The sequence below is a fragment of the Microbispora bryophytorum genome (genome assembly GCF_006874465.1).
Taxonomy (GTDB): Bacteria; Actinomycetota; Actinomycetes; order Streptosporangiales; family Streptosporangiaceae; genus Microbispora; species Microbispora bryophytorum.
In genome coordinates, this window is the sequence record NZ_VIRL01000002.1 from 17696 (window position 1) to 38775 (window position 21080).

Here is a 21080-nt window from a genome sequence, read left to right on the forward strand (position 1 = left end):
ATGCGGCAACGCATCAGTCCAGGGACGGGGGAGTGGTGTAGCGGGTGGCGAGCGCGCCGAGCTGGTCGATGACCGTCCGTTTCCAGGTGCCGTCCTCGAACATCCGGCGCAGCGCCTCTTCGACCTGATCGCGCAGTGCGGCCGTCCCGGTGGCGATGCCGTACCTCTCGGTGGACAGCCCCTTGCCGCTGAAGCGGAACCTGCCGGGATACTGCGCCGACAGCCCGGCGAGCACGGGGGCGTCGGCCACGATCGCGTCGGTCCTGCCGGAGGCCAGCAGCGGGGCGCAGGCCGCGGGCAGGTTCGCCTCCGCGAGGAAGAACTGCCGCCAGCGGGTGCCGAATTTCCGCACGAGCGGCTCGGCGGACTCCCGGGTGGCGCAGACGCGTTTGCGGGCGAGGTCGCGCGGCCGGCGGATGGACAGGTCGTGGGCCCGGACGAGGATGTCGGTGCTGGTGACGAGGTAGGGGCCGGCGACATACCGGGAGCCGGGCGGGCCGGTGGCGCCGACGACGAGATCGGCCCGCGCGGTGTCGAGCGTGTAGACGACCTGGTCGTCGCGGTAGCCGAGCGCCCGGGCGACGTATTGCGCGACCTCGATGTCGAAGCCGCTGTAGCGCCCGTCGGGAAGCCTGGTGACCAGGCCCGGCTGCCCGGGACGCACGCCGACCACCAGCGTGCCGCCGTTCCCGCATCCACCGGTCAGGAACGTGGCCGCCAGGACGCCGACCACGGCAACGCCACGCCACACGCGATCAATATCGAGGTCGCGTGCGTCTGCCCGCCAGCAGCGACACGGCAAAGATCCCTTGACCCGAGCCGTGCGGAGGGAGGGGTCAGCTCATCAGCGCGACCTCGCCGCCCGCGGCCACCTCGGCGGCGGCCGGGTCGGCCGTGATCTTCCGGCTGTGCCTGCTGCGCCGTTCCAGCCAGGTGGCGAGGTAGCCGAGCGCCAGGTTGATCGCGATGTAGACCACCGCGATGACGATGACCGAGGGGATCAGGTTGGCGTAGTTGGCCGGCACCACGCGGGCGCCCGCGTTCAGCAGGTCGGCGTACGCCACGACGAACCCGAGCGCGGTGTCCTTGAGCAGCACCACGAGCTGGCTGATGATCGCGGGCATCATCGCGGTCACCGCCTGCGGCAGCAGGATCAGCCGCATCACCTGGTTCTTGCGCAGGCCGATCGCGGATCCCGCCTCGGCCTGGCCCCGCGGCACGGCGAGGATGCCCGCGCGCACGATCTCCGCGAGGACCGACCCGTTGTAGACCGTGAGACCGAAGACCACGGCCGCGAACTCGGTCACGACCAGCCCGGCCAGGCTCCCGCCGTACTGGGCGAAGAAGATCAGCATGAGCACCGGGACCGCGCGGAAGGCCTCGACGACCACCGCGGCCGGGATCCGCACCCAGCGGTGGTCCGACAGGCGGGCGATGCCGAACGCGGCCCCGAACAGCAGCGCGAGCACCGCGGCGACCGCGGCGGCGGTCAGCGTGTTGAGCAGTCCGGGCAGGATCAGCTCGGTCCAGGTCTCGGCCCGCAGGAACGGCTGCCACAGCTTGCCGTCCCACTGGCCCTTCTCGTCGTACTTCGTCCAGACGAAGTACGCCACGAGCAGCAGGACGAGGCCGGACGCGAGGGTCAGCACGTTGTTGCGCAGGCGGGCGCGCGGGCCCGGGACGTCGTAGAGGACGCCGGCGCCGCGCCCGGTCATCGGACCACCGCCAGGCGGCGGGCCAGCCGGCCGGACAGCAGGTTCATGGGAAGGGTCAGCACGACGAACCCGGCGGCGAAGCCGAGGAAGATGGGAATGATCGCGTCTCCGTGGGCGTCGAACAGGTTCTTCATCCGCAGCGCCGCCTCCATGACGCCGATCGCGGCCGCGACCGTCGTGTTCTTGACCAGCGCGTTCAGCAGGCTCCCGAGCGGCGCGATGACCGTGCGCACCGCCTGGGGGAGGATCACCAGGCGGAGCGTCTGCAGGAACGTCAGCCCGATCGCCCGGGCGGCCTCCGCCTGCCCGAGCGGCACGGTGTTGATCCCCGACCGCACGACCTCGCACACGAAGGCGGCGGTGTAGGCGGACAACCCGATGATCGACAGCCAGAAGCTGTTGAGCGACAGGTCGTCCCGGGAGAACTGGACGTTCATCACCGTGCCCAGGCCGAGGCCGCAGAACACGATGATCAGTGTGAGGGGCGTGTTGCGCAGCACGTTGACGTACAGCGCACCCGCCCCTCGCAGCACCGGAAGCGGACTGACGCGCATGGCCGCCAGCACGATCCCCCAGATCAGCGAGATCACCCCGCTGACCACCGTGAGCTTCACCGTCAGCCAGAACGCGCCGAGGATGACGGGAAGCTCGTCGACGACGGCCTCCACCGCCGGCCTCCTTCCAGTGCCGCTATCGGTGCCCTAGTACCGCTCGACGGACGGCGGCGTGGTGAAGTACTTGCCGAACTCGCCGAGGTTGGCGTCGAGGGCCTTGCGCCAGCTGCCGTCGTTGAAGAACTTCTCGATGGCGGTGTTGATCGCGTCGCGGCCGGACTTGTCGTCCATCTTGATGCCGATGCCGTACTTCTCCTCGCTGAACGGCTGGCCGATCAGCTTGAACTTGCCGGGGAACTGGGCGGCGAACCCGGCGAGGATCGTCGCGTCCGTGGAGATCGCGTCGACCTGCTGGTTCTCCAGCAACGGCAGGCACGCGCCGTACCCCTGCTGCTGAGTGAGGTTCTTGGACTCCCACTCGGCCCCGAACTTGTCGGCGAGCCGTTTCGGCGACGACGAGCCCTGCGCGCCGCAGACCTTCTTGTCCTTGAGGGACTCGACCCCGGTGATCGAGGTGTCGTCGGCGCGGACGAGGATGTCCTGGCCGGTGATCAGGTACGGCCCGGCGAAGGAGATCTTCTTCTTGCGCTCGTCGGTGATGGAGTAGGTCGCGACGACCATGTCCACCTGGCCCTGCTGGATGAACGGCTCCCGGTTGGCCGACTGGGCCTCCTTGAAGGTGATCCCGCTCTCCGGCACGCCGAGTTCCTTGGCGACGTACCTGGCCACGTCCACGTCGAACCCGCCGTAGGTGCCGTCGGGCTTCTTCAGGCCCCAGCCCGGCTGGTCGATCTTGATGCCGACGACGAGCTTCTTGTCGTTCTTCGCCTTGTCGGCGATCGAGTCCGCCCCGGAGTTGCCGCAGGCCGTCAGGCCGGTAGCCAGGGCGGCCAGCGCGAGCAGGCCGGCTCCGAATCGCATCCGCGTCACCTTTCGCTTCTTGTGGAGCTTGTCGTGAGCTGGGATCAATGAGTGAGGATCTTGGAGAGGAAGTCGCGGGCGCGCTCGGTGCTCGGCTGGGTGAAGAACTCCGAGGGCGACCCCTCCTCGACGATCTGGCCGTCGGCCATGAACACGATCCGGTTGGCCGCCCGGCGGGCGAAACCCATCTCGTGGGTGACGACCATCATCGTCATGCCGTCCTTGGCCAGGCCGGTCATCACGTCGAGCACTTCCTGGACCATCTCGGGGTCGAGGGCCGAGGTGGGCTCGTCGAAAAGGATCATCTTGGGGTCCATGGCCAGCGCGCGGGCGATGGCCGCGCGCTGCTGCTGGCCGCCGGACAACTGGGCGGGATACTTGCCCGCCTGAGAGGTGATGCCGACCCGTTCGAGCAGTTCCATGCCCCGCTGCTCGGCCTGCTGCCGGGAGATCTTCCGCACCCTGGTCGGACCGAGCGTGACGTTCTCCAGGATCGTCTTGTGGGAGAAGAGGTTGAAGGACTGGAACACCATCCCGACCTCGGATCGCAGGCGGGCCAGAGCCCTGCCCTCCGCGGGCAGCTCCCGCCCGTCGAAGACGATGGTTCCGGTGTCGGTCGTCTCCAGACGATTGATCACCCGGCACAGCGTCGACTTGCCGCTGCCGGACGGGCCGATGACGACGACCACCTCGCCCCGGCCCACGCTCAGGCCGATGTCCTTGAGCACATGCAGGGGACCGAAATGCTTGTTGACTCCCTCCAGCCTGACAAGCGGGTCGGAACCACTGATCTCCGTCATGGTCAACAACGTAGGGGGGTCAACGTCGCCGAGTCACTAACGGGCCGGTACCGAATAGATCACATCCCGGCTGCTCAGGACATCAGTCCCGGTTTGTCCGTACGGCCCGGCCCATGCGGCCCGGGACGCGGTCCCGGTCGGCTCCGGTCGGCCTCGCGCCGAGCAGGAGCGCGGATACGCAAAAATCCGGAGCCGGAAAACGGCTCATCGTGGGACCGGCATACTGAAAAGTCCGGTGTGACCGGCACGATGCTCGCTTCGGCCGGCGGTATGAGGCGCTTCGCGGATGGGGAGGCGCAGGACGAACCGTGCTCCCCGTTCGCTGTCCTGGATGGTCAAGGTGCCCCGATGCGCTTCCGCGATCTCCCGCGCGATCGCCAGACCCAACCCGGTGCCCCCTGAGTCCCGGTCGCGGGAGGCGTCCAGCCGGGTGAAGCGGTCGAACACGATCTCCCGGTGTTCCGGGGCGACTCCGGCGCCGTCGTCGAGGACCTCCAGCGTCGCCGTCGGCCCGTCGGCCCGCACGCTGACGGTGATCTGCGAGGTGGCGTGCCGTTCGGCGTTGTCGAGCAGGTTCACCAGGAGCCGGGTGATCCGCAGCCGGTCGCAGTCGACGAAGACGTTCTGCCGGAGATCTTTCACGATCTTCATTCGGTAGGTGCGGCGGTCGAGCTCGCCGCCGAGCAGCCGGCCGAGGTCGGTCGGACTGAGATCGAGGGGGGCGCGGGCGTCCAGCCTGGCCAGGGTCAGCAGATCGGTCACGATCGCCTGAAGCCGGTCCACTCCGGAGAGCACCGCCGCCGTCATCGTGGGCCAGTGGGTGTCGTCCGGATGCATGAGGGCCTCTTCGAGCTGGGTCCGCATGGCGGTGAGGGGGCTGCGCAGGTCGTGCGAGGCGTCCGAGGTGAACTGCCGCAGTTGCTTGTACGCGCCTTCGAGCCGGTCCAGGGTGTCGTTCACCGTTCCGGCCAGGAGCTTGATCTCTTCCTGGTTGTTGTGCGCCACCGGGACCCGGCGGTGGAGATGGGTGGCGGTGATCTCCGCCAGTTCCGTGCGGATGGCGTCCACCGCGGTCATGTCCCTCTTGGCCACATGGAAGGTCCCGGCCGCCGTCATCGCGGTCATCAGCAGGGACATGCCGATCGCGAAGGACAGCGCCGCCGTGTTCCCGTACCAGGGGATGGTGGGCGCCGAGACGTAGAGGAGCCAGGGCCCGTCCGGCTGATAGACCTTGTAGGAGAAGACGGTCATGCAGCCTTTCAGCCCGGCCGGAGGGCACAGCACCCGTTCGGCGTGCACGCTCGCGCTGGCCGCGCGGAAGGTGGCCATCGGGGGCTTGTGGGCGAGTTGCGGCGTCGCCGCGACGACCTCGTTCCGCGTGTTCAGGACCTGGATCGCCATGTCCTTGCCCGCCGGCAGCACGGGGGGGAGGAACCCCTCTCTGATGAGGGGCACCACTCGGTCCCACGCCCCGGTGACTCGAGCCCGGGACGACTCGTCGTCCTTGCTGCCGACGACGACGAGGAAGAGCAGACTGACCCCGGTGCACACCAATGCGGCGACGGTGGAGTAACCAACCGTCCTGCGGATGAGAACGGATGATCGCTTCCAGTTCACCATGGTTCTGGCCAATCCGTGGGGAGCGTGGTCCATGCACTCACAAGGGCATCACATAGAGATGAATGATTCAATAAAACGATATTTTCGCTTTTCACAAGCCTGGGTAATGACAGATGCGAGCCCTGGTCATGACAGCGGGATCCGCGCCCCTGATCCGGTCCGCGCCGGGAGGGCGTGGCGTGCGGCGGCGACGCTGTGCGTGGCCCCGCGGCCGAGGCCACGAGCCGGCCTGGCCGGCCGTGCCGGCGATCGGGTGCGCGACGTTCCGGTACGGGTGAGGGCGGGAAAGCGCCTACCCTTGTAGGGCGATGACTGCGACCACACAGACTGTGACGACCCAGGGCGCCGAAAGCGTGACGACGATACAGGCGGGCACCGAGGGCGCGGCCCGGACCTACGAGGTGCGGACCTACGGCTGCCAGATGAACGTGCACGACTCCGAGCGGCTGTCCGGGCTGCTGGAGGACGCGGGATACGTCCGCGCGGCCGAGGGGGACACGCCGGACGTCGTCGTGTTCAACACCTGCGCCGTACGCGAGAACGCCGACAACCGGCTCTACGGCAACCTGGGCCACCTGCGGCCGATCAAGATGGCCCGTGAGGGCATGCAGATCGCGGTCGGCGGGTGCCTGGCGCAGAAGGACCAGGGCGAGATCGTCCGCCGGGCCCCCTGGGTGGACGTGGTCTTCGGCACCCACAACGTCGGGTCGCTGCCGGTGCTGCTCGAGCGAGCCCGGATCGCGCAGGAGGCGCAGGTCGAGATCAAGGAGTCCCTGGAGACCTTCCCCTCCACGTTGCCGAGCCGCCGCGAGTCGGCCTACGCGGCGTGGGTGGCGATCTCGGTCGGGTGCAACAACACCTGCACGTTCTGCATCGTGCCGTCGCTGCGCGGCAAGGAGAAGGACCGCCGTCCCGGCGACATCCTCGGCGAGGTGCGCACGCTGGTCGACCAGGGCGTCCTGGAGATCACCCTGCTGGGCCAGAACGTCAACACCTACGGCGTGGAGTTCGGCGACCGGCTCGCGTTCGGCAAGCTGCTGCGGGCCTGCGGGGACATCGAGGGCCTGGAGCGAGTCCGCTTCACCTCGCCCCACCCGGCGGCCTTCACCGACGACGTGATCGCCGCCATGGCCGAGACGCCGAACGTGATGCACCAGTTGCACATGCCGCTGCAGTCCGGCTCCGACCGCATCCTCAAGGCCATGCGCCGGTCGTACCGGTCCGAGCGCTACCTCGGGATCATCGAGCGGGTCCGGGCCGCCATGCCGGACGCCGCGATCTCGACCGACATCATCGTGGGCTTCCCCGGCGAGACCGAGGAGGACTTCCAGGAGACGCTCGACGTCGTACGGCAGTCGCGCTTCGCCAACGCGTTCACGTTCCAGTACTCCATCCGCCCCGGCACCCCGGCCGCGACCATGGAGGACCAGGTGCCCAAGGCCGTCGTCCAGGAGCGGTACGAGCGCCTGGTCGCCCTTCAGGAGGAGATCTCCTGGGAGGAGAACAAGAAGCAGGTCGGGCGCACTCTGGAGGTGCTGGTCGCCGAGGGCGAGGGCCGCAAGGACGACGCCACCCACCGCCTGTCCGGCCGCGCGGCCGACAACCGCCTCGTCCACCTCGCCGCCGCCGGCGCCGCCGAGGCGCGCCCCGGCGACATGGTCACCGTCGAGGTGACCTACGCCGCGCCGCACCACCTGGTGGCCGACAAGGTCCTGTCCGTGCGGCGGACCCGCGCGGGCGACGCGTGGGAGGCCCGGCAGGCCGCCCCGCAGCGGGGCAGCGCGGTCAGCCTGGGGATGCCCACCGTCGGCCGTCCCGCTCCGCCGCCCGTGGAGCCGTCCGCCTGCTCGGCCGTCTGACGGGCCGACCCCCGCGACGTCCGGGCCTCTGACCGAGGCGTCCGGTCTACTGACCGAGACGCCCAGGTCACTGACTGAGGCGGCGCAGGACCTCGTAGCAGTAGGCGCGCCGCAGGTCGTCGTCGAATCGCAGGCAGGGGTCCTGGATCCGGGTGCGCGCCGCGCCGTCCGCCCCGGCCGATCTCGGGGGCGCGGCGTCCCTGGCCGTCGTGTCCCTGGCCGTCATGTCCTTGGCCGCTGTGTCCTCTGCCGTCGATTCGCGGGTCGTGGAGCTCCGTACGGCCGGCTTCGAGGCGTGCGGAGCAGCGATGCGGGCGGGCCGGGGCCGGTGCGCCTCCCCCGTCCCGGCGCGGCCTGACGTGCCGGTGGAGCCGCTGGCGCCGCTCGCGCCGCTCCGGGACGACGAGACGGGCGAGGGCGGCCGGGACCGGGAGGAGGGGTGCGCCGTCCGGGGAGGGCGCCCGGGCGACGGCGACGCTCCGACATCGTGACCGGGCGGCAGCGCGCCGCGTCGATGTGCCGCCGGTTCGTCCTTTGCCAATTCTCGCGCCGATTGTCCGCTTTCTGGGCTTTCTGTGGTGTCTCGCGGCGCCGTTTCCTCCGCCTCCTTCCGGTGCTCCGCCGCGCGTTCCGGTTCCGTTTCCGGTCGCCCGGATCCGGTTTTCCATGGGGAGGGCGCCGGCGAGAAGAAAGGGCCGGCGGCGGGAAATCCCGGCGCCGGACGTGCAGGAGAGGCCGCGGCGCCCAGATCGGCGGTCACCGGCCGGGCGGCGGAGGGCGCCGGGTCACGCGTGGGCAGGACGGCCAGGACGACGCCGAGTCCGGCGATCGCGGCCACGCCGACCACACCCGTCAGGGCGAGGACGGGATGGCCGTCGCGCCGGTGCCGAGGGATGGGGGAGAAATCCGGCAAGGTCGTATTCTTCCATGCGGCGGTCGGTCGTATCGGATTTCTCAGTCTGCCCGCCACGCGCGAATTCCAGCGGCGGTTCCGGCGATTTCCGGGAACTCCAAATACGCCGCCCGGCCATTATTCGGAGAAATATCCCGAATGATGGCGAATATTGGCTGAGTCGCGCCACGGCAGGTGAAAGGCCGCCATGGCGGTGCTTGCGCCGCAGCGCGGCGGCGCCCGATCGCCGGACACGTCCTACCATCGCGGTGTGTCCGTTCGTGAACTGGTCGTCCTCGGCACGTCGAGTGCGGTGCCCACCCGTCACCGCAACCACAACGGTTACCTGCTGCGCTGGGACGGCGAGGGGTTCCTGTTCGATCCGGGAGAGGGCACCCAGCGGCAGATGCTGCACGCAGGGGTGAGCGCGCACGACATCACCTGGATCTGCGTCACCCACTTTCACGGCGACCACTGCCTGGGGGTGCCCGGCGTGGTCCAGCGCATCGCCAGGGACGGGGTGAACCACGAGGTGCGGGCGGCCTACCCCGCGAGCGGCGAGACGTACTGGGGGAGGCTGCGCAACGCGTCGGCCTTCGCCGACACCGATGTGATCACACCTCGCCCGCTCTCCGGCGAGGTGGTCCGGTGGCCGTCGGGGCCCGTGACGCTGACCGCGCGGCCGCTGTCGCACCCCGTCCAGTCGTACGGCTATCGGGTGGACGAGCCGGGCGGGCGCCGCATGCTGCCCGGGGAGCTGGCCAGGCGGGGCGTGCGCGGGCCGATGATCGGGGAGCTCCAGCGGCACGGCTCGCTGACGATGCCGGACGGCTCGACGGTCACGCTGGAGGAGTGCAGCGTCCCCAAGCCGGGGCAGAGCGCGGCCTTCGTGATGGACACGCGGGTGTGCGACGGGGCGTTCGCCCTGGCCGACGGCGTCGACCTGCTGGTGATCGAGTCGACGTTCCTGTCGGACGAGAGCGCGCTGGCCGCGCAGTACGGGCACCTGACGGCGGCCCAGGCGGGCCGGATCGCGGCCGACTGCGGGGTGCGGCGGCTGGTGCTCACCCACTTCTCCGAGCGGTACACCACGGCCGACGAGCCGCGCTTCGTGGACGAGGTGCGCACGTTCTACGCGGGGGAGGTCGTGACGGCCCGCGACCTCATGCGCGTCCCCGTGCCGAAGCGCGCGGACTACCAGGCCCAGCGGGCGGCGAAGTAGCCCACGCCGTACGGCGCGTCGTCGTACAGCAGCTCGGAGGCGGCCGGCGGGGGCGCTCCCTCCGCCGCGCCGCCGAGGACCTGGAAGGCCGCCCGGCCCGCCGCCCACTGTTCCCGCGCCTCGTCCGGGTCGAGGCCGAGCAGACAACCGGCGTCGCCCGAGGCGAGCGCGCCGGCGAGCGTCTCGTCGTACGGCACGGCGCCGGGGTGGATGTACCCCGGCGCCTTCTCGGTGCGTCTGGCCGAGCCGTCGCCCATGACCAGCAGCGCCACCCGCGGCGCCGACGTCGCCAGGCGGCGGCCCAGCGCGGCGCACTCGCCGGGTGGCGCGTCGAAGCCCACCGCCTCGAACCGCAGGACGGGAAGCACACCCGTCCCCTCCAGCAGCCAGCGGCCGATGGTGAGCGACAGCGGCAGGACGAGATCCCCCGGGCCGACCCGGACGTCGGGGCCCCACGGGCGCAGCGTCCCCGCGGCGTTCCCGGGGAAGGACGCGGTGGTCTCCGCGCCGCCGACCACGGCCAGCACGTCGGGGCGGGCGTCCAGGAGCGGCCCGGCCGCCGCGTAGCAGGCCGCGCGCAGGTCGTCGAGTTCGGGCGCAGCGGCCCCGGCGACCTGCGGGACGAGCAGCGGAGGATGCGGGCAGACGGCCGCGGCGACCAGCACCCGATCACCCTACCCCGCCGGACCACGCGCAGAATGGGACGTATGGACAGCAGCACGGTGGCGTTCGCGACCGTACCGACCAGGCTGGGCGACGTGCTCGCCGCCGTCACCGAGGACGGGGTCGCCGCGACGCATTTCCAGGACGGCCCCCTGGTCAGGGAGCGCATCGCCGATCGCCTCGGCATGGCCGTCGCCGACGACCGGGTCCGGACGGCCGCGGCCGGCGAGGAACTGGCGGCGTACTTCCGGGGTGAGCTGAAGGAGTTCCGCGTGCCGGTGGACTGGCGGCTCATGTCGCTACTGCAGCGGCAGGTCCTCGGCACGTTGTCCGCCACGGTCCCGTACGGCGAGGTGGTGACGTACGGGGAGCTGGCGGCGCGGAGCGGCACGGGGGTCCCGGCGCGGGCCATCGGCTCGATCATGGGCGCCAACCCGATCCCGATCATCGTGCCGTGCCACCGGGTCGTCGCGAGCAACGGGCTCGGCGGCTTCAGCGGCGGTGAGGGAGTGGAGTCCAAGCGGTGGCTGCTCACCCTCGAAGGCCACCTGCCTCCCACTCTCGACTGGGACATCTGACCTCCCCGCCGCTGGGACACTGGAGGGTGTGGGGCAGCTACCTGTGATCGCCGTCGTGGGCGCGACCGCGGCGGGAAAGTCCGATCTGGCCGTCGAGCTCGCGCTCCGCCTGAACGGCGAGGTGATCAACACCGACTCCATGCAGCTCTACGAGGGCATGGACATCGGCACGGCCAAGCTGACCCGGGAGGAGCGGCGCGGCGTCCCCCACCACCTGCTGGACATCTGGCCGGTGACGCGGACCGCGAGCGTGGCCGAATACCAGCGGCTCGCCCGCCCCCTGATCGAGGGCCTGCGCTCCCGCGGCCGGGTGCCCGTGCTGGCGGGCGGCTCCGGGCTCTACGTGCGCGCCGCGATCGACGACCTGGAGTTCCCGGGGACCGACCCGGACGTGCGCGCCCGGCTGGACAAGGAGCTCGCCGCGACCGGCCCGGCGCCCCTGTACGAGCGGCTCAAGGGCCTCGACCCGGTGGCCGCGGAGAACATCCTGCCGAGCAACGGCCGCAGGATCGTCCGCGCCCTGGAGGTCATCGAGCTGTCCGGGCGGCCGTTCTCCGCCACGATGCCGTCGTACGACGCGGTCTACGACAGCGTGCAGATCGGTGTCGAGGTGCCGCGGCCGGTTCTCGACGAGCGGATCGAGCGCAGGGTCGCCCTCATGTGGGAGGCCGGGCTGGTGGACGAGGTGCGCGCGCTCGCCGCGCGCGGCCTGGCGGAGGGCAGGACCGCCGGCCGGGCGCTCGGGTACGCGCAGGTGCTGCGCTTCCTGTCGGGGGAGTGGACCGAGGAGCAGGCGCGGGAGGAGACGGTGCGGGCCACCCGCAGGTTCGCCCGGCGGCAGGAGTCGTGGTTCCGCCGCGACCCTCGCGTGGTGTGGCTGCCGTTCGACGCGCCTGACCTGGCCGGTCGCGCGATCGCCGTGATCACCGGCGCCTCCTAGACTGCTGCCATGCGTTTTGTGAAGGGCCACGGCACCGAGAACGACTTCGTCATCCTGCCGGACGCCGACGCCACGCTGGACCTGTCCGCGGCGGACGTCGCGGCGCTGTGCGACCGGCGTGCCGGCATCGGCGCCGACGGGGTGCTGCGCGTCGTGCGCACCAAGCTCTGCCCCGAGGCGGCCGGGCCGGCCGGCGAGGCCGAGTGGTTCATGGACTACCGCAACGCGGACGGCAGCATCGCCGAGATGTGCGGCAACGGTGTCCGGGTCTTCGCCCGCTACCTGGTCGACGCGGGCCTCGCGGCGCCCGGCGAGTTCGCCGTCGCCACCCGCGGGGGCCTCAAGCGCGTACGGCTCGGGGTGACGGGCGACGTGACCGTGGACATGGGCCGGCCGCGGGTGCTGGGGGACAGCGGCGCGGTCGTCGACGGGCGTGAGTGCCGCGGCGTGAACGTGAACATGGGCAACCCCCACCTGGCGTGCGCCGTGGAGGAGCCGGTGGCCGGGTTCGACCTCGGCCGCGAGCCGGACTTCGACCGCGCGGACTACCCGGAGGGCGTCAACGTCGAGATCTTCAACACCGTGGGCGACCACAGGGTGACCATGCGGGTGCACGAGCGGGGTTCGGGGGAGACGCGCTCGTGCGGCACCGGGGCGGTCGCGACGGCCGTCGCCGCCGCGCACGCCGCCGGGGAGACCACCGGCACCTGGGAGGTCCGGGTGCTCGGCGGCACGGTCACCGTCACGCTGGAGGAGGACACGAGCTACCTGTCGGGGCCGGCCGTCCTCGTCGCCTCGGGGGAGTGGCCCGCCGTCCTCTGATCGTCCAAGGGACTTGCGGAACTTTGTTCTAACCCCCCACCCTGGGTCTGAAGAGTGGATCGAGGAGGGCGCATGGATCCGCGTGACGCGGTGGTGGAGACGAAGGCGGCCATCGGGGCCCTCGGCGGGGGCTTCATGATCTCGCGGGAGGTCAAGGCGCTGTGCGAGCGTCACGGCCTCGGCCCACGGGATATGTACTTCCGCGGCAGGTGCGGCGTCCTCGGCGAGGTGGACGCCGATGTCGTGCTCGCGGCGGTCGTCTTCTTCCCGGCCGGGCACGTCCGCGAGTCGTGGGAGGGCGGGCGCAAGCTCCCGGCCGAGGAGGCCGCCTCGCTCTACGCCGGCGCCTGCCACGACTGGGGACGGCGCCGGCTCGCCGGGCTCGGGAACGCCGACCGGCTGGCGGAGCTGCTCGCCGCCGTCGCCGACGGCGCCGACCCGTTCTGCGCGCCGCTGTTCGCCGGATGGCGGGCCATGCCGCGGCCCGGCGGCGGGCCCGCTCTGGCGGCCCACCTGCTGCACGTCGTGCGGGAACTGCGCGGCGGCCGGCACGCGACCGCCGTGGTGGCGCACGGACTCGACCCGCTGGATGCCACCCTCGTGGGCGCGGACGGCACCGGGACTCCGATCCCGTACGACCGCGCCTCCGACGTCGCCCGTTTCCTCGCCTGGCCCGAGCCCTACCCGGAGCCGTCGGCGGAGACCGCGGAGCGCAGGGCCGGGGTGGAGGAGCTGACCGACGACCTCGTCGCCCGTGCGTACGCGGCGCTCGGCCCGGCGGAGCTCGCCGAACTCTGCGCCCTCCTCCGGGAGGCGTCCCGGGTGCGCTGACGCGCTGACGCGCCGGTGAGCATAAGGCCGCGTTCGTTTGGGTCATGGTCGGCGACCTGGCAGACTGACTGCCCATGGACGTGGACATCTGGGCCTGGGTCGGTAGCACCCAGCGTGAACTGCACGAGGCGGGCAACACGGGGCTGGCCATGGCGCTGGGTGACGTGCCCGGGCAGGCGCTGGAGGGCCGTTTCACCCAGCTCGACGTCGTGGCGCCGGCGATCGCGCAGCACGCCGAGACGCTGGAGAAGCCGTGGCTGGAGTTCTTCGCGCGCTACTGGCACCTGGTCGGCCGGGCGGGTGACCGGGCGATCGGCGCGGTCGCGCTCGACGACGCCGTGGCACTGGCGGACTTCGCCCAGCGTGACGACGTCCGGGACTGTCCCGCCGCCCCCGGCGCCGTGGAAGTCCTGGCGATGACCCAGGCCAACACCGACGGCCCCGGCTACGCCGAGACCCGGCTGGCGACCCTGGGCGCGGCCCTCAACAGCGTCGGCCCCGACTCTCTCGCCTTCTCCGGCCTGGCCACGCAGTACGTCGCCGCCCTGCTCGACGCGGGCCAGGCGGCCGAGGCCGTCGCGTACGCCGAGGCGGCGGTCGAGCGCCTGCGCGGCGAGGAGCGCGAGGCGAGCTGGGAGCTGGGCGCCGCCTCCGTGCGGGCCCTGCTCGCCGCCGGCCGCCCGGACGACGCCCTGGCCGCGCTCGACGCCTCGACCGGCTTCAAGCCGGACGACCCGGTCGCGAAGGGCCGCCGCGAGACCCTGCTCAGGTCGCAGGTGCTGGCCACCCTCGGCCGTGTGCAGGAGGCCGTGGACGCGCTGCCCGACCTCGACGTGGTGGGCGACCACGCGCGCGAATGGGTGGAGTGGGCCCGCACGGTCCGCATGCTCACCGAAGGCATCGCCAACACCTGGCAGCTCGGCCGCATCCTGCGGCAGTGGATGGCCTACTTCGAAAGCGTGGGCGGCCACCGCGCCCGGTTCGAGCTGGCCCTGACGGCCGGGCACCTGGCGGTCGCCCGGCAGGGTCTGTGGCAGGCCCGCCTGCTGGCCGACTACGCCGAGGCCGTGATCGCCGATCTGCGCGCCACCGAGGGACTCGCCGAGCGGGTGGCCGAGCTGCGCGCCGCGGCGGACGACGCCAAGGAGCTTCCGCCGCCCGGCCCCCGCGACGAGCTGGTGGCCTACTTCGACGCCGCCGACGGCCGCACGGCCGACCCCGAGCGGTGGGTGGGCTGGCTGTGGCCGCTGTCCGGCACCGACCTCGAGGCCACCCGGCGCCACACCACGACGCTCGGGTTCCTCGGCTACGCCCCGGTGGGCGCCGACGTCTACTGGAAGACGGTCGTCGAGGACGGCGACCCGGCCGCCGCCGGCGACGAGGACATCTCCTACCTCACCGGCCTGCTCATCGAGGCCGGGCAGGACGAGCGGGTGGAGACCCTGGCGGCCCGGCTGCCGCAGACGCGTTCGCACCTCGCGCTCGCCCGGCTCCACCGCGCGCGCGAGCGCTGGGAGGAGACGGCGGCCGAGGCCGAGCAGGCGGCCGCGAACGAGGGCGGCCTGGAGGCGCTCCGCCTGTGGTCGGGCGCCGTGCAGCAGCTCGGCGACAACGTCAAGGCGGCCGAGATCCTCAAGCCGCTGCTCGACTCCGGCGAGGGCGAGGAGGAGGACGTCTGGCGGATCATCGTCCTGTCCACCGCCGTGGAGGACTGGGCGACCGTCCGCGCCGCGGGCACCAAGCTCGGCATGCCGATCGAGCCGGGCGAGGGCCCGATCGAGGAGGAGTGGCACCTGGTCCGGGTGATCCTCCCCGCCCCCGACGGCAGTCAGCGGGAGGTGCTCGCCGTGCGGACCGGCCCGGCCACCGCGCGCCTGGCGATCCCGCAGCCCCGCGGCATGGACTACAACGCGGGCGACGTCGTCGTGATCGACCCCCGGCCGCTGGAGCCGATTCCCGAAAACGAGCAGGAGCGGGAGAGCTTCGTCATCCCGTTCGCCGGGGTGACGATGCTGCGCCCGGGCGGCTACACGAGCTGGTTCTTCGACGGCGCGGCGCCGTCGGAGGACGAGTGGGCCGAGTTCAACGAGGTCCTCGCCGAGCGCGGCTGGCCGATGTGGGTCTACAGCGACGAGAACTACCGCGTCACCCACCCGGCCACCGGCGAGCAGCTGCCCGGCGTGTTCGGCTGGATCGCGATCCCGCCCGCCGCGCGGCCGGCGGAGCTGGACGCCGTCCTCGACGACGTCACCGAGCAGTGGTCCCACCCGCTGGCGTGGCTCGACCTCGCCCGTGAGGTCGGCATCGAGGCCGAGCGGCACGAGCGGATCTCCAAGGAGTACGGCCTCTGATCCACCCGTCCCGCACCCTGGCAAAACCTTGCTCTAGAGTCGGGTTCGATTCTTGGGCGAGGAGGCGGCGTGATCCTGGACCGGTTCCGTCTTGACGGCAAGGTGGCCATCGTGACGGGGGCCTCGTCGGGGCTCGGCGTCGCCTTCGCCGGGGGCCTGGCGGAGGCGGGCGCCGACGTGGTGATCGGGGCCCGCCGTCCCGAGGGCCTGGAGCGGACCCGGCGGCTGGTCGAGGAGACCGGCCGCCGCTGCCTGGCGGTCCCGACCGACGTGTCGGACCCCGAGGAGTGTCAGGCCCTCGCCGACGCGGCCATGGGCGAGTTCGGCCGGATCGACGTGCTGATCAACAACGCGGGCGTCGGCACGGCCGTGCCCGCCCTGCGGGAGACTCCCGGCGAGTTCCGCCGCGTGATCGACGTCAACCTGAACGGCACCTACTGGATGGCGCAGGCCTGCGCCCGGGTCATGCGGCCGGGATCGTCGATCGTCAACATCGGCAGCGTGCTCGGCGAGACCACGGCCGGGCTGCCACAGGCGGCCTACAGCGCGTCGAAGGCCGCCGTCGCCGGCCTCACCCGCGACCTCGCCCAGCAGTGGACCTCGCGCCGGGGCATCCGGGTCAACTGCCTGGAGCCGGGTTTCTTCGACTCGGAGATGACCGCGCAGTATCCCGACGGCTACCTCGACCGCGTGCGGGAGCAGCGGGTCCTGATGAAGCGTTCGGGCGATCCGGAGGAGCTCGTCGCGGCCGCGGTCTTCCTCGCCTCCGACGCCGGTTCGTACGTCACCGGGGCGGTGCTCCCGGTCGACGGAGGCATTCTCGCCACCTGATCCCGGCCCGGCTGCCACCACGCCCGGGGGTCGGTCCTCACACCGCGCCGCCGCGCCCTCACCGCCCGGTATTGCCCGCGGAGCGAAAGATCACCGGACGATCACGATATGGAGTTTAGGTGGCATTTTTCACCATATGAGGGGCAGCAGGGCCCTAGCCTCAGACCTGTTGTCAAAACAGGATCCGTGTTGCGCGTAGCGCAACGCCTGTGCGTGTGCCCTGAGGAGTCGTTGGCCCCCCGCTCTTCATTCACGGCGTTCGAGCGGCAGCCCTCGCGCCGTGCTTTGGCGTTTCCGGGCGTCCACGCCGCCTCGCGGGCGAGCGCCAAGTGAGGGGAATCAGAGTGGGCACAGCCGCGATCGAGGTTCGCGGGCTCTGGAAGATCTTCGGTCCCAAGGCCGACCGGATCATCGGCAGCCCCGACGCCGAGCTCGAGCCCGCGCAACTGCGGGCGAAGACGGGGTGCACCGCCGCCGTCAGGGACGTCAGCTTCGAGGTACGCCCGGGCGAGGTCTTCGTCGTCATGGGCCTTTCGGGCAGCGGCAAGTCGACGCTGGTGCGCTGTCTCACCCGGCTGATCGAGCCGACGGCGGGAGAGTTGCGCATCGACGGCCAGGACGTGCGCGCCATGTCGGCCAAGCAACTGCGCGAGCTTCGCCGCCACCGGGTGAGCATGGTCTTCCAGCACTTCGGGCTGCTGCCGCACCGGAAGGTCGTGGACAACATCGCCTACGGCCTGGAGATCCAGGGCGTCGGAAAGGCCGAGCGGCACGAGAAGGCCCGGCGCATCCTGTCGCTGGTCGGGCTGGAGGGCCATGAGGACTCCTATCCCGAGCAGCTGTCGGGCGGCATGCAGCAGCGGGTGGGGCTGGCCAGGGCTCTCGCCGTCGACCCCGAGGTGCTGCTGTTCGACGAGCCGTTCAGCGCGCTCGACCCGCTGATCCGCCGCGACATGCAGGCCGAGGTCATCCGGCTGCACCGCGAGGTCGGCAAGACCATGGTCTTCATCACCCACGACCTGTCCGAGGCGCTCAAGCTCGGCGAGCGCATCGCGATCATGCGTGCGGGCGCGATCGTGCAGGTGGGCACCCCCGAGGAGCTGGTCGGGGCGCCCGCCGACGAGTACGTGGCCGACTTCGTGCGGGACGTTCCCCGGGCGCAGGTGCTGTCGCTGCGCTGGATCTCCCGCGCCCCCGAGCCCGGCGAGCCGCTCGACGGTCCCGAACTCCCGGCCGGCACCGTGATCCACGACGCGGTCCCGGCCGCGATGGCCTCCGACCGGCCCATCCGGGTCGTCGCCGACGGCGAACTGGTCGGCGTGGTGAGCCGCGTCGACATCCTCGGCGCCGTACGGCCCGAAACCGAGCGCGTGGTCGTCACCGCCCCCGCCGAGACGGCAGAGGCGAGGACTCGCGGGGGCGCGGCGGTCGCCTCGGCCGGCGCGTCAGGGGAGGCGTAGATGGTGAGCGCGCCCGTTCAGGCGGCGCCGCCCGTGCAGGCCCCGGCGCGGGCCCGGCGCCTGCCCCGATGGGTCGTGCCGGTCGCCGGAGTGGTCGCGGGGGTGGCCCTCTACGTGCTCTTCCGCGGCAGGGCCGTGCTGCCGCACGACGACGACGCCACCCTGTTCCACTGGCTCAACGACGCCCGCGACTGGGTCGACGCCAACCGCAACAGCAACCCGATCTTCCTGTACGTCGTCAACTACCTCCGCCTTGGCGCCTCGGAGGTCTTTGCGCTCATTCAGGGCGCCCTGGTCGCGCTGGGATGGCCGGGGCTCGTCGGCCTGGCCGCCGGCCTCGGCTGGCTGGCGGGCGGCTGGCGGATCGCGGTCGTCTCGCTCGTGGGCTTCGCCGGCCTCGGCGTGCTCGGGTTCTGGGAGGCGAGCGTCGAGACGCTCGCGCTGACGCTGTCCGCGGTGGTGCTGTCGCTGCTGTTCGGCATCCCGCTGGGGATCTGGGCCGGTCGCTCGCCCCGCGTCCGGCGGATCGTGACGCCGGTGCTCGACGTCATGCAGATCATGCCGACGTTCTCGTACCTGTCGCCGATGGTGCTGCTGTTCCTCATCGGGTCGGCGTCGTCGACGATCGCGACGATGATCTACGCGATGCCGCCGGCCATCAGGATCACCGCACTGGCCATCGAGCGGGTCTCCGGTGTGACGGTGGAGGCGTCGGAGTCGCTGGGCGCGACCGGGTGGCAGACACTGCGCAAGGTCCGCCTGCCGCTGGCGCTGAACACGATCATGCTGGGCGTCAACCAGACGATCGCCGCGGCCCTGTCGATGGTGCCGCTGACGGCGCTGATCGCGGCGCCGGGCCTCGGCGAGGACCTGCTCCGCGCGCTCGCCCGGGTCAACGTGGGCGCCGCGCTCGTGCCCGGAGTCGCGATCGTGCTGATCGCCATCGTGCTGGACCGCATGACGCGGGCGGCGGCGCAGCGGCGCGACGGCGGAAGCCGGGCGCGGGCCGTCCGCTGGGGCGGCTTCGCCGTCCTCACGGCCGCCGGGCTCGCCCTGACCCCCGTGCTGGCGCAGGAGTTTCCCGAGCAGTGGCAGGTGCAGGTCATCAGGCCCATCAACGACGTGGCCGACTGGATCGAGGCGCACTGGTACACCTTCACCGGCTTCCTCAACGACACCGTCGCGTACGGCTTCCTCAACCCGCTGCAGGACCTGCTGACCAGCGCTCCCTGGTGGCTGGTCACGGCGGCGGTGCTGGTGTTCGCCTGGCGGGTGAGCGGGCCGGCGGCCGGTCTGGTGGCCGCCGTCTGCCTTCTGGGCGTCGCCGCGCTCGGCCTGTGGGAGCACGGCATGGAGACGCTGACGATGGTGCTGGTCGGCTCGGTGATCACGATCGCCGCCGGGCTCGCGCTGGGCGTGGCGGCGGCGCGGTCCCGATGGTTCGCCGCCGTGCTGCGGCCGCTCCTGGACGCCGCGCAGACGATGCCGTCGTTCTCCTACCTGCTGCCCGCCGTGGCGCTGTTCGGCAACGGCCGCTTCACCGCGATCATGGCCGCGTTCATCTACGCGGTGCCGGTGGTCGCGCGCGTGGTCGAGGACGGCCTGCGCGCGGTCCCCGGCACCGTCATGGAGGCGGCGAGGTCGACGGGCTCCACGGACCGGCAGCTGTTGTGGAAGGTGCAGCTGCCGATGGCCCGCGGCTCGCTGCTCCTGGCGGCGAACCAGGGCATCGTCATGACGCTGGCGATGGTGGTGATCGGCGCGCTGGTCGGCGCTGGAGCTCTCGGATACGACGTCGTGGCCGGTTTCGCGCAGCAGGAGGACTACGGCAAGGGCCTCGCGGCCGGCGTCGCCCTGGTCCTCCTCGGAGTCATGCTCGACCGGATCACGCAAGGCGCCAACGGGCGCCGCTCTCCCCACAAGAAGAGGAACGCATGAAGAAGTTACGCCTAATCGCAGGGATTCTCGTTCTCGGCCTCAGTGCGGCCGCCTGCGGAGGCGCCAAGGTAGAGGACGACTCCGCGGCGGCGCCGAGTGCGAGCGCCGCGGGTTCCGCGGGCGCGTCCGCGGGCGGCACGGTCAAGATGGCCATCAACGGCTGGGTCGGCTACGAGGCCAGCGCCGCGGTGGTGTCCTACCTGCTTGAGCACGAGCTCGGCTACAAGGTCGAGAAGGTGACGCTCGCCGAGGAGCCGTCCTGGCAGGGCATGGAGTCGGGCGACGTCGACGTCGTGATCGAGAACTGGGGCCACCCGGACCTCAAGAAGAAGTACATCGAGGAGAAGAACGTCGCCGTCGAGGCGGGCAGCACCGGAAACAAGGGCGTCATCGGCTGGTATGTGCCCGAGTGGATGGCCCAGAAGTACCCCGACATCACCGACTACAAGAACCTCAACAAGTACGCCGACCTGTTCAAGACGTCCGAGTCGGACGGCAAGGGCCAGATGCTCGACGGCGACCCGTCCTTCGTCACCAACGACGAGGCGCTGGTCAAGAACCTGAAGCTGGACTACAAGGTCGTCTACGCCGGCAGCGAGGCCGCGCTGATCAAGGCCGCCAAGCAGGCGACCGACCAGAAGAAGCCGCTGCTCATGTACTTCTACGAGCCGCAGTGGCTGTTCAACCAGGTCAAGCTGGTCAAGGTCAACCTCCCCGCGTACACGGAGGGCTGCGACAGCGACCCCAAGAAGGTCGACTGCGACTACCCGCCGTACGACCTTGACAAGATCGTGAGCAAGAAGTTCGCCGACACCGGCGGCAAGGCGTACGAGCTGATCAAGGCCTTCCAGTGGACGAACGACGACCAGAACGCGGTCGCCGACGACATCACCAACAACGGAATGTCGGCCGAGGACGCGGCCAAGAAGTGGATCGAGGCCAACACCGCCAAGTGGCAGGCCTGGATGCCCAAGTGATCTGAGGATCACGACGCCGTGCGCCCCGCCTGGGCGTGAGCACTCG

20 protein-coding genes are annotated in these 21080 nt (G+C 71.4%); 12 read left to right on the forward strand and 8 right to left on the reverse strand.

Annotation, left to right across the window (positions count from 1 at the left end):
- Positions 1-13 precede the first annotated feature (13 nt).
- The 6 genes from FLX07_RS04325 to FLX07_RS04350 all read right to left on the reverse strand — a co-directional run bounded on the left by FLX07_RS04325 (position 14) and on the right by FLX07_RS04350 (position 5670).
- A complete protein-coding gene (locus FLX07_RS04325; RefSeq protein WP_167748119.1) occupies positions 14-751 on the reverse strand; it encodes a transporter substrate-binding domain-containing protein in 738 nt (245 codons plus the stop codon).
- 85 nt (positions 752-836) lie between these two features.
- The gene (locus tag FLX07_RS04330; RefSeq protein WP_142568148.1) at positions 837-1715 is read right to left on the reverse strand and encodes an amino acid ABC transporter permease; all 879 of its coding nucleotides are present in this window, start codon (positions 1713-1715) and stop codon (positions 837-839) included.
- The gene (locus tag FLX07_RS04335; RefSeq protein ID WP_142568149.1) at positions 1712-2383 is read right to left on the reverse strand and encodes an amino acid ABC transporter permease; all 672 of its coding nucleotides are present in this window, start codon (positions 2381-2383) and stop codon (positions 1712-1714) included. Before FLX07_RS04335 ends, FLX07_RS04330 begins: the two co-directional genes overlap by 4 nt.
- A gap of 33 nt (positions 2384-2416) precedes the next feature.
- The gene (locus FLX07_RS04340) at positions 2417-3250 is read right to left on the reverse strand and encodes a glutamate ABC transporter substrate-binding protein (protein ID WP_142568150.1); all 834 of its coding nucleotides are present in this window, start codon (positions 3248-3250) and stop codon (positions 2417-2419) included.
- Positions 3251-3294: 44 nt separating this feature from the next.
- On the reverse strand, positions 3295-4050 hold the full coding sequence (locus FLX07_RS04345) for an amino acid ABC transporter ATP-binding protein (protein ID WP_142568151.1): 756 nt from the start codon (positions 4048-4050) through the stop codon (positions 3295-3297).
- A 204-nt stretch (positions 4051-4254) separates the two neighbouring features.
- Positions 4255-5670, reverse strand: a complete 1416-nt coding sequence (locus FLX07_RS04350; protein WP_142568152.1) for a sensor histidine kinase — start codon at positions 5668-5670, stop codon at positions 4255-4257.
- A gap of 401 nt (positions 5671-6071) precedes the next feature.
- Here FLX07_RS04350 and miaB point away from each other — a divergent pair, with 401 nt between their 5' ends.
- The gene (miaB, locus tag FLX07_RS04355) at positions 6072-7529 is read left to right on the forward strand and encodes a tRNA (N6-isopentenyl adenosine(37)-C2)-methylthiotransferase MiaB (protein ID WP_268239549.1); all 1458 of its coding nucleotides are present in this window, start codon (positions 6072-6074) and stop codon (positions 7527-7529) included.
- A gap of 67 nt (positions 7530-7596) precedes the next feature.
- On the opposite strand, the gene FLX07_RS36290 is transcribed toward miaB, so the two are convergent.
- Positions 7597-7755 (reverse strand): hypothetical protein, encoded by a 159-nt coding sequence (locus FLX07_RS36290; protein WP_167748121.1) that lies wholly within the window; start codon positions 7753-7755, stop codon positions 7597-7599.
- Positions 7756-7768: 13 nt separating this feature from the next.
- On the opposite strand from FLX07_RS36290, the gene FLX07_RS04360 reads away from it, so the two are divergent.
- Complete coding sequence (locus FLX07_RS04360) at positions 7769-8020, forward strand: hypothetical protein (RefSeq protein WP_142568154.1); 252 nt, start codon at positions 7769-7771, stop codon at positions 8018-8020.
- Between the two features lie 672 nt (positions 8021-8692).
- Positions 8693-9643 (forward strand): ribonuclease Z, encoded by a 951-nt coding sequence (locus FLX07_RS04365; protein WP_142568155.1) that lies wholly within the window; start codon positions 8693-8695, stop codon positions 9641-9643.
- Here FLX07_RS04365 and FLX07_RS04370 read toward each other — a convergent pair.
- On the reverse strand, positions 9616-10308 hold the full coding sequence (locus FLX07_RS04370; RefSeq protein ID WP_142568156.1) for a class III extradiol dioxygenase subunit B-like domain-containing protein: 693 nt from the start codon (positions 10306-10308) through the stop codon (positions 9616-9618). The two genes, FLX07_RS04365 and FLX07_RS04370, sit on opposite strands and share 28 nt — an antisense overlap.
- A gap of 42 nt (positions 10309-10350) precedes the next feature.
- On the opposite strand from FLX07_RS04370, the gene FLX07_RS04375 reads away from it, so the two are divergent.
- The 9 genes from FLX07_RS04375 (at position 10351) to FLX07_RS04415 (ending at position 21034) form a co-directional block, all read left to right on the forward strand.
- Entirely contained in the window at positions 10351-10884 is a 534-nt protein-coding gene (locus tag FLX07_RS04375; protein ID WP_142568157.1) for a methylated-DNA--[protein]-cysteine S-methyltransferase, read from the forward strand.
- A 28-nt stretch (positions 10885-10912) separates the two neighbouring features.
- Positions 10913-11824: a tRNA (adenosine(37)-N6)-dimethylallyltransferase MiaA gene (gene miaA / locus FLX07_RS04380; RefSeq protein WP_142568158.1), complete on the forward strand. Its 912-nt coding sequence runs from the start codon at positions 10913-10915 to the stop codon at positions 11822-11824.
- A gap of 9 nt (positions 11825-11833) precedes the next feature.
- Positions 11834-12646 carry a diaminopimelate epimerase gene (gene dapF, locus FLX07_RS04385; RefSeq protein WP_142568159.1) on the forward strand — a complete coding sequence of 271 codons (813 nt, stop codon included), beginning with the start codon at positions 11834-11836 and terminating at the stop codon, positions 12644-12646.
- Positions 12647-12718: 72 nt separating this feature from the next.
- Entirely contained in the window at positions 12719-13477 is a 759-nt protein-coding gene (locus tag FLX07_RS04390) for an SCO6745 family protein (RefSeq protein ID WP_142568160.1), read from the forward strand.
- 74 nt (positions 13478-13551) lie between these two features.
- Complete coding sequence (locus FLX07_RS04395; protein ID WP_142568161.1) at positions 13552-15828, forward strand: tetratricopeptide repeat protein; 2277 nt, start codon at positions 13552-13554, stop codon at positions 15826-15828.
- Positions 15829-15897: 69 nt separating this feature from the next.
- Complete coding sequence (locus FLX07_RS04400; RefSeq protein WP_229689956.1) at positions 15898-16659, forward strand: SDR family NAD(P)-dependent oxidoreductase; 762 nt, start codon at positions 15898-15900, stop codon at positions 16657-16659.
- Between the two features lie 344 nt (positions 16660-17003).
- Positions 17004-18119: a quaternary amine ABC transporter ATP-binding protein gene (locus tag FLX07_RS04405; RefSeq protein WP_229689957.1), complete on the forward strand. Its 1116-nt coding sequence runs from the start codon at positions 17004-17006 to the stop codon at positions 18117-18119.
- Positions 18120-20057: an ABC transporter permease gene (locus FLX07_RS04410; RefSeq protein ID WP_142568162.1), complete on the forward strand. Its 1938-nt coding sequence runs from the start codon at positions 18120-18122 to the stop codon at positions 20055-20057.
- Positions 20054-21034: an ABC transporter substrate-binding protein gene (locus FLX07_RS04415; protein WP_142568163.1), complete on the forward strand. Its 981-nt coding sequence runs from the start codon at positions 20054-20056 to the stop codon at positions 21032-21034. The genes FLX07_RS04410 and FLX07_RS04415 overlap by 4 nt, the downstream gene beginning before the upstream one ends.
- Positions 21035-21080: the final 46 nt, after the last annotated feature.

Coding starts and splice junctions, on each gene's coding strand:
- FLX07_RS04330 (WP_142568148.1), bottom strand. CDS start 1,715: ATGACCGGGCGCGGCGCCGGCGTCCTCTACGACGTCCCGGGCCCGCGC.
- FLX07_RS04340 (WP_142568150.1), bottom strand. CDS start 3,250: ATGCGATTCGGAGCCGGCCTGCTCGCGCTGGCCGCCCTGGCTACCGGC.
- FLX07_RS04345 (WP_142568151.1), bottom strand. CDS start 4,050: ATGACGGAGATCAGTGGTTCCGACCCGCTTGTCAGGCTGGAGGGAGTC.
- FLX07_RS04350 (WP_142568152.1), bottom strand. CDS start 5,670: ATGGTGAACTGGAAGCGATCATCCGTTCTCATCCGCAGGACGGTTGGT.
- FLX07_RS36290 (WP_167748121.1), bottom strand. CDS start 7,755: ATGACGGCCAGGGACACGACGGCCAGGGACGCCGCGCCCCCGAGATCG.
- FLX07_RS04375 (WP_142568157.1), top strand. CDS start 10,351: ATGGACAGCAGCACGGTGGCGTTCGCGACCGTACCGACCAGGCTGGGC.
- dapF (WP_142568159.1), top strand. CDS start 11,834: ATGCGTTTTGTGAAGGGCCACGGCACCGAGAACGACTTCGTCATCCTG.
- FLX07_RS04390 (WP_142568160.1), top strand. CDS start 12,719: ATGGATCCGCGTGACGCGGTGGTGGAGACGAAGGCGGCCATCGGGGCC.
- FLX07_RS04395 (WP_142568161.1), top strand. CDS start 13,552: ATGGACGTGGACATCTGGGCCTGGGTCGGTAGCACCCAGCGTGAACTG.
- FLX07_RS04410 (WP_142568162.1), top strand. CDS start 18,120: ATGGTGAGCGCGCCCGTTCAGGCGGCGCCGCCCGTGCAGGCCCCGGCG.
- FLX07_RS04415 (WP_142568163.1), top strand. CDS start 20,054: ATGAAGAAGTTACGCCTAATCGCAGGGATTCTCGTTCTCGGCCTCAGT.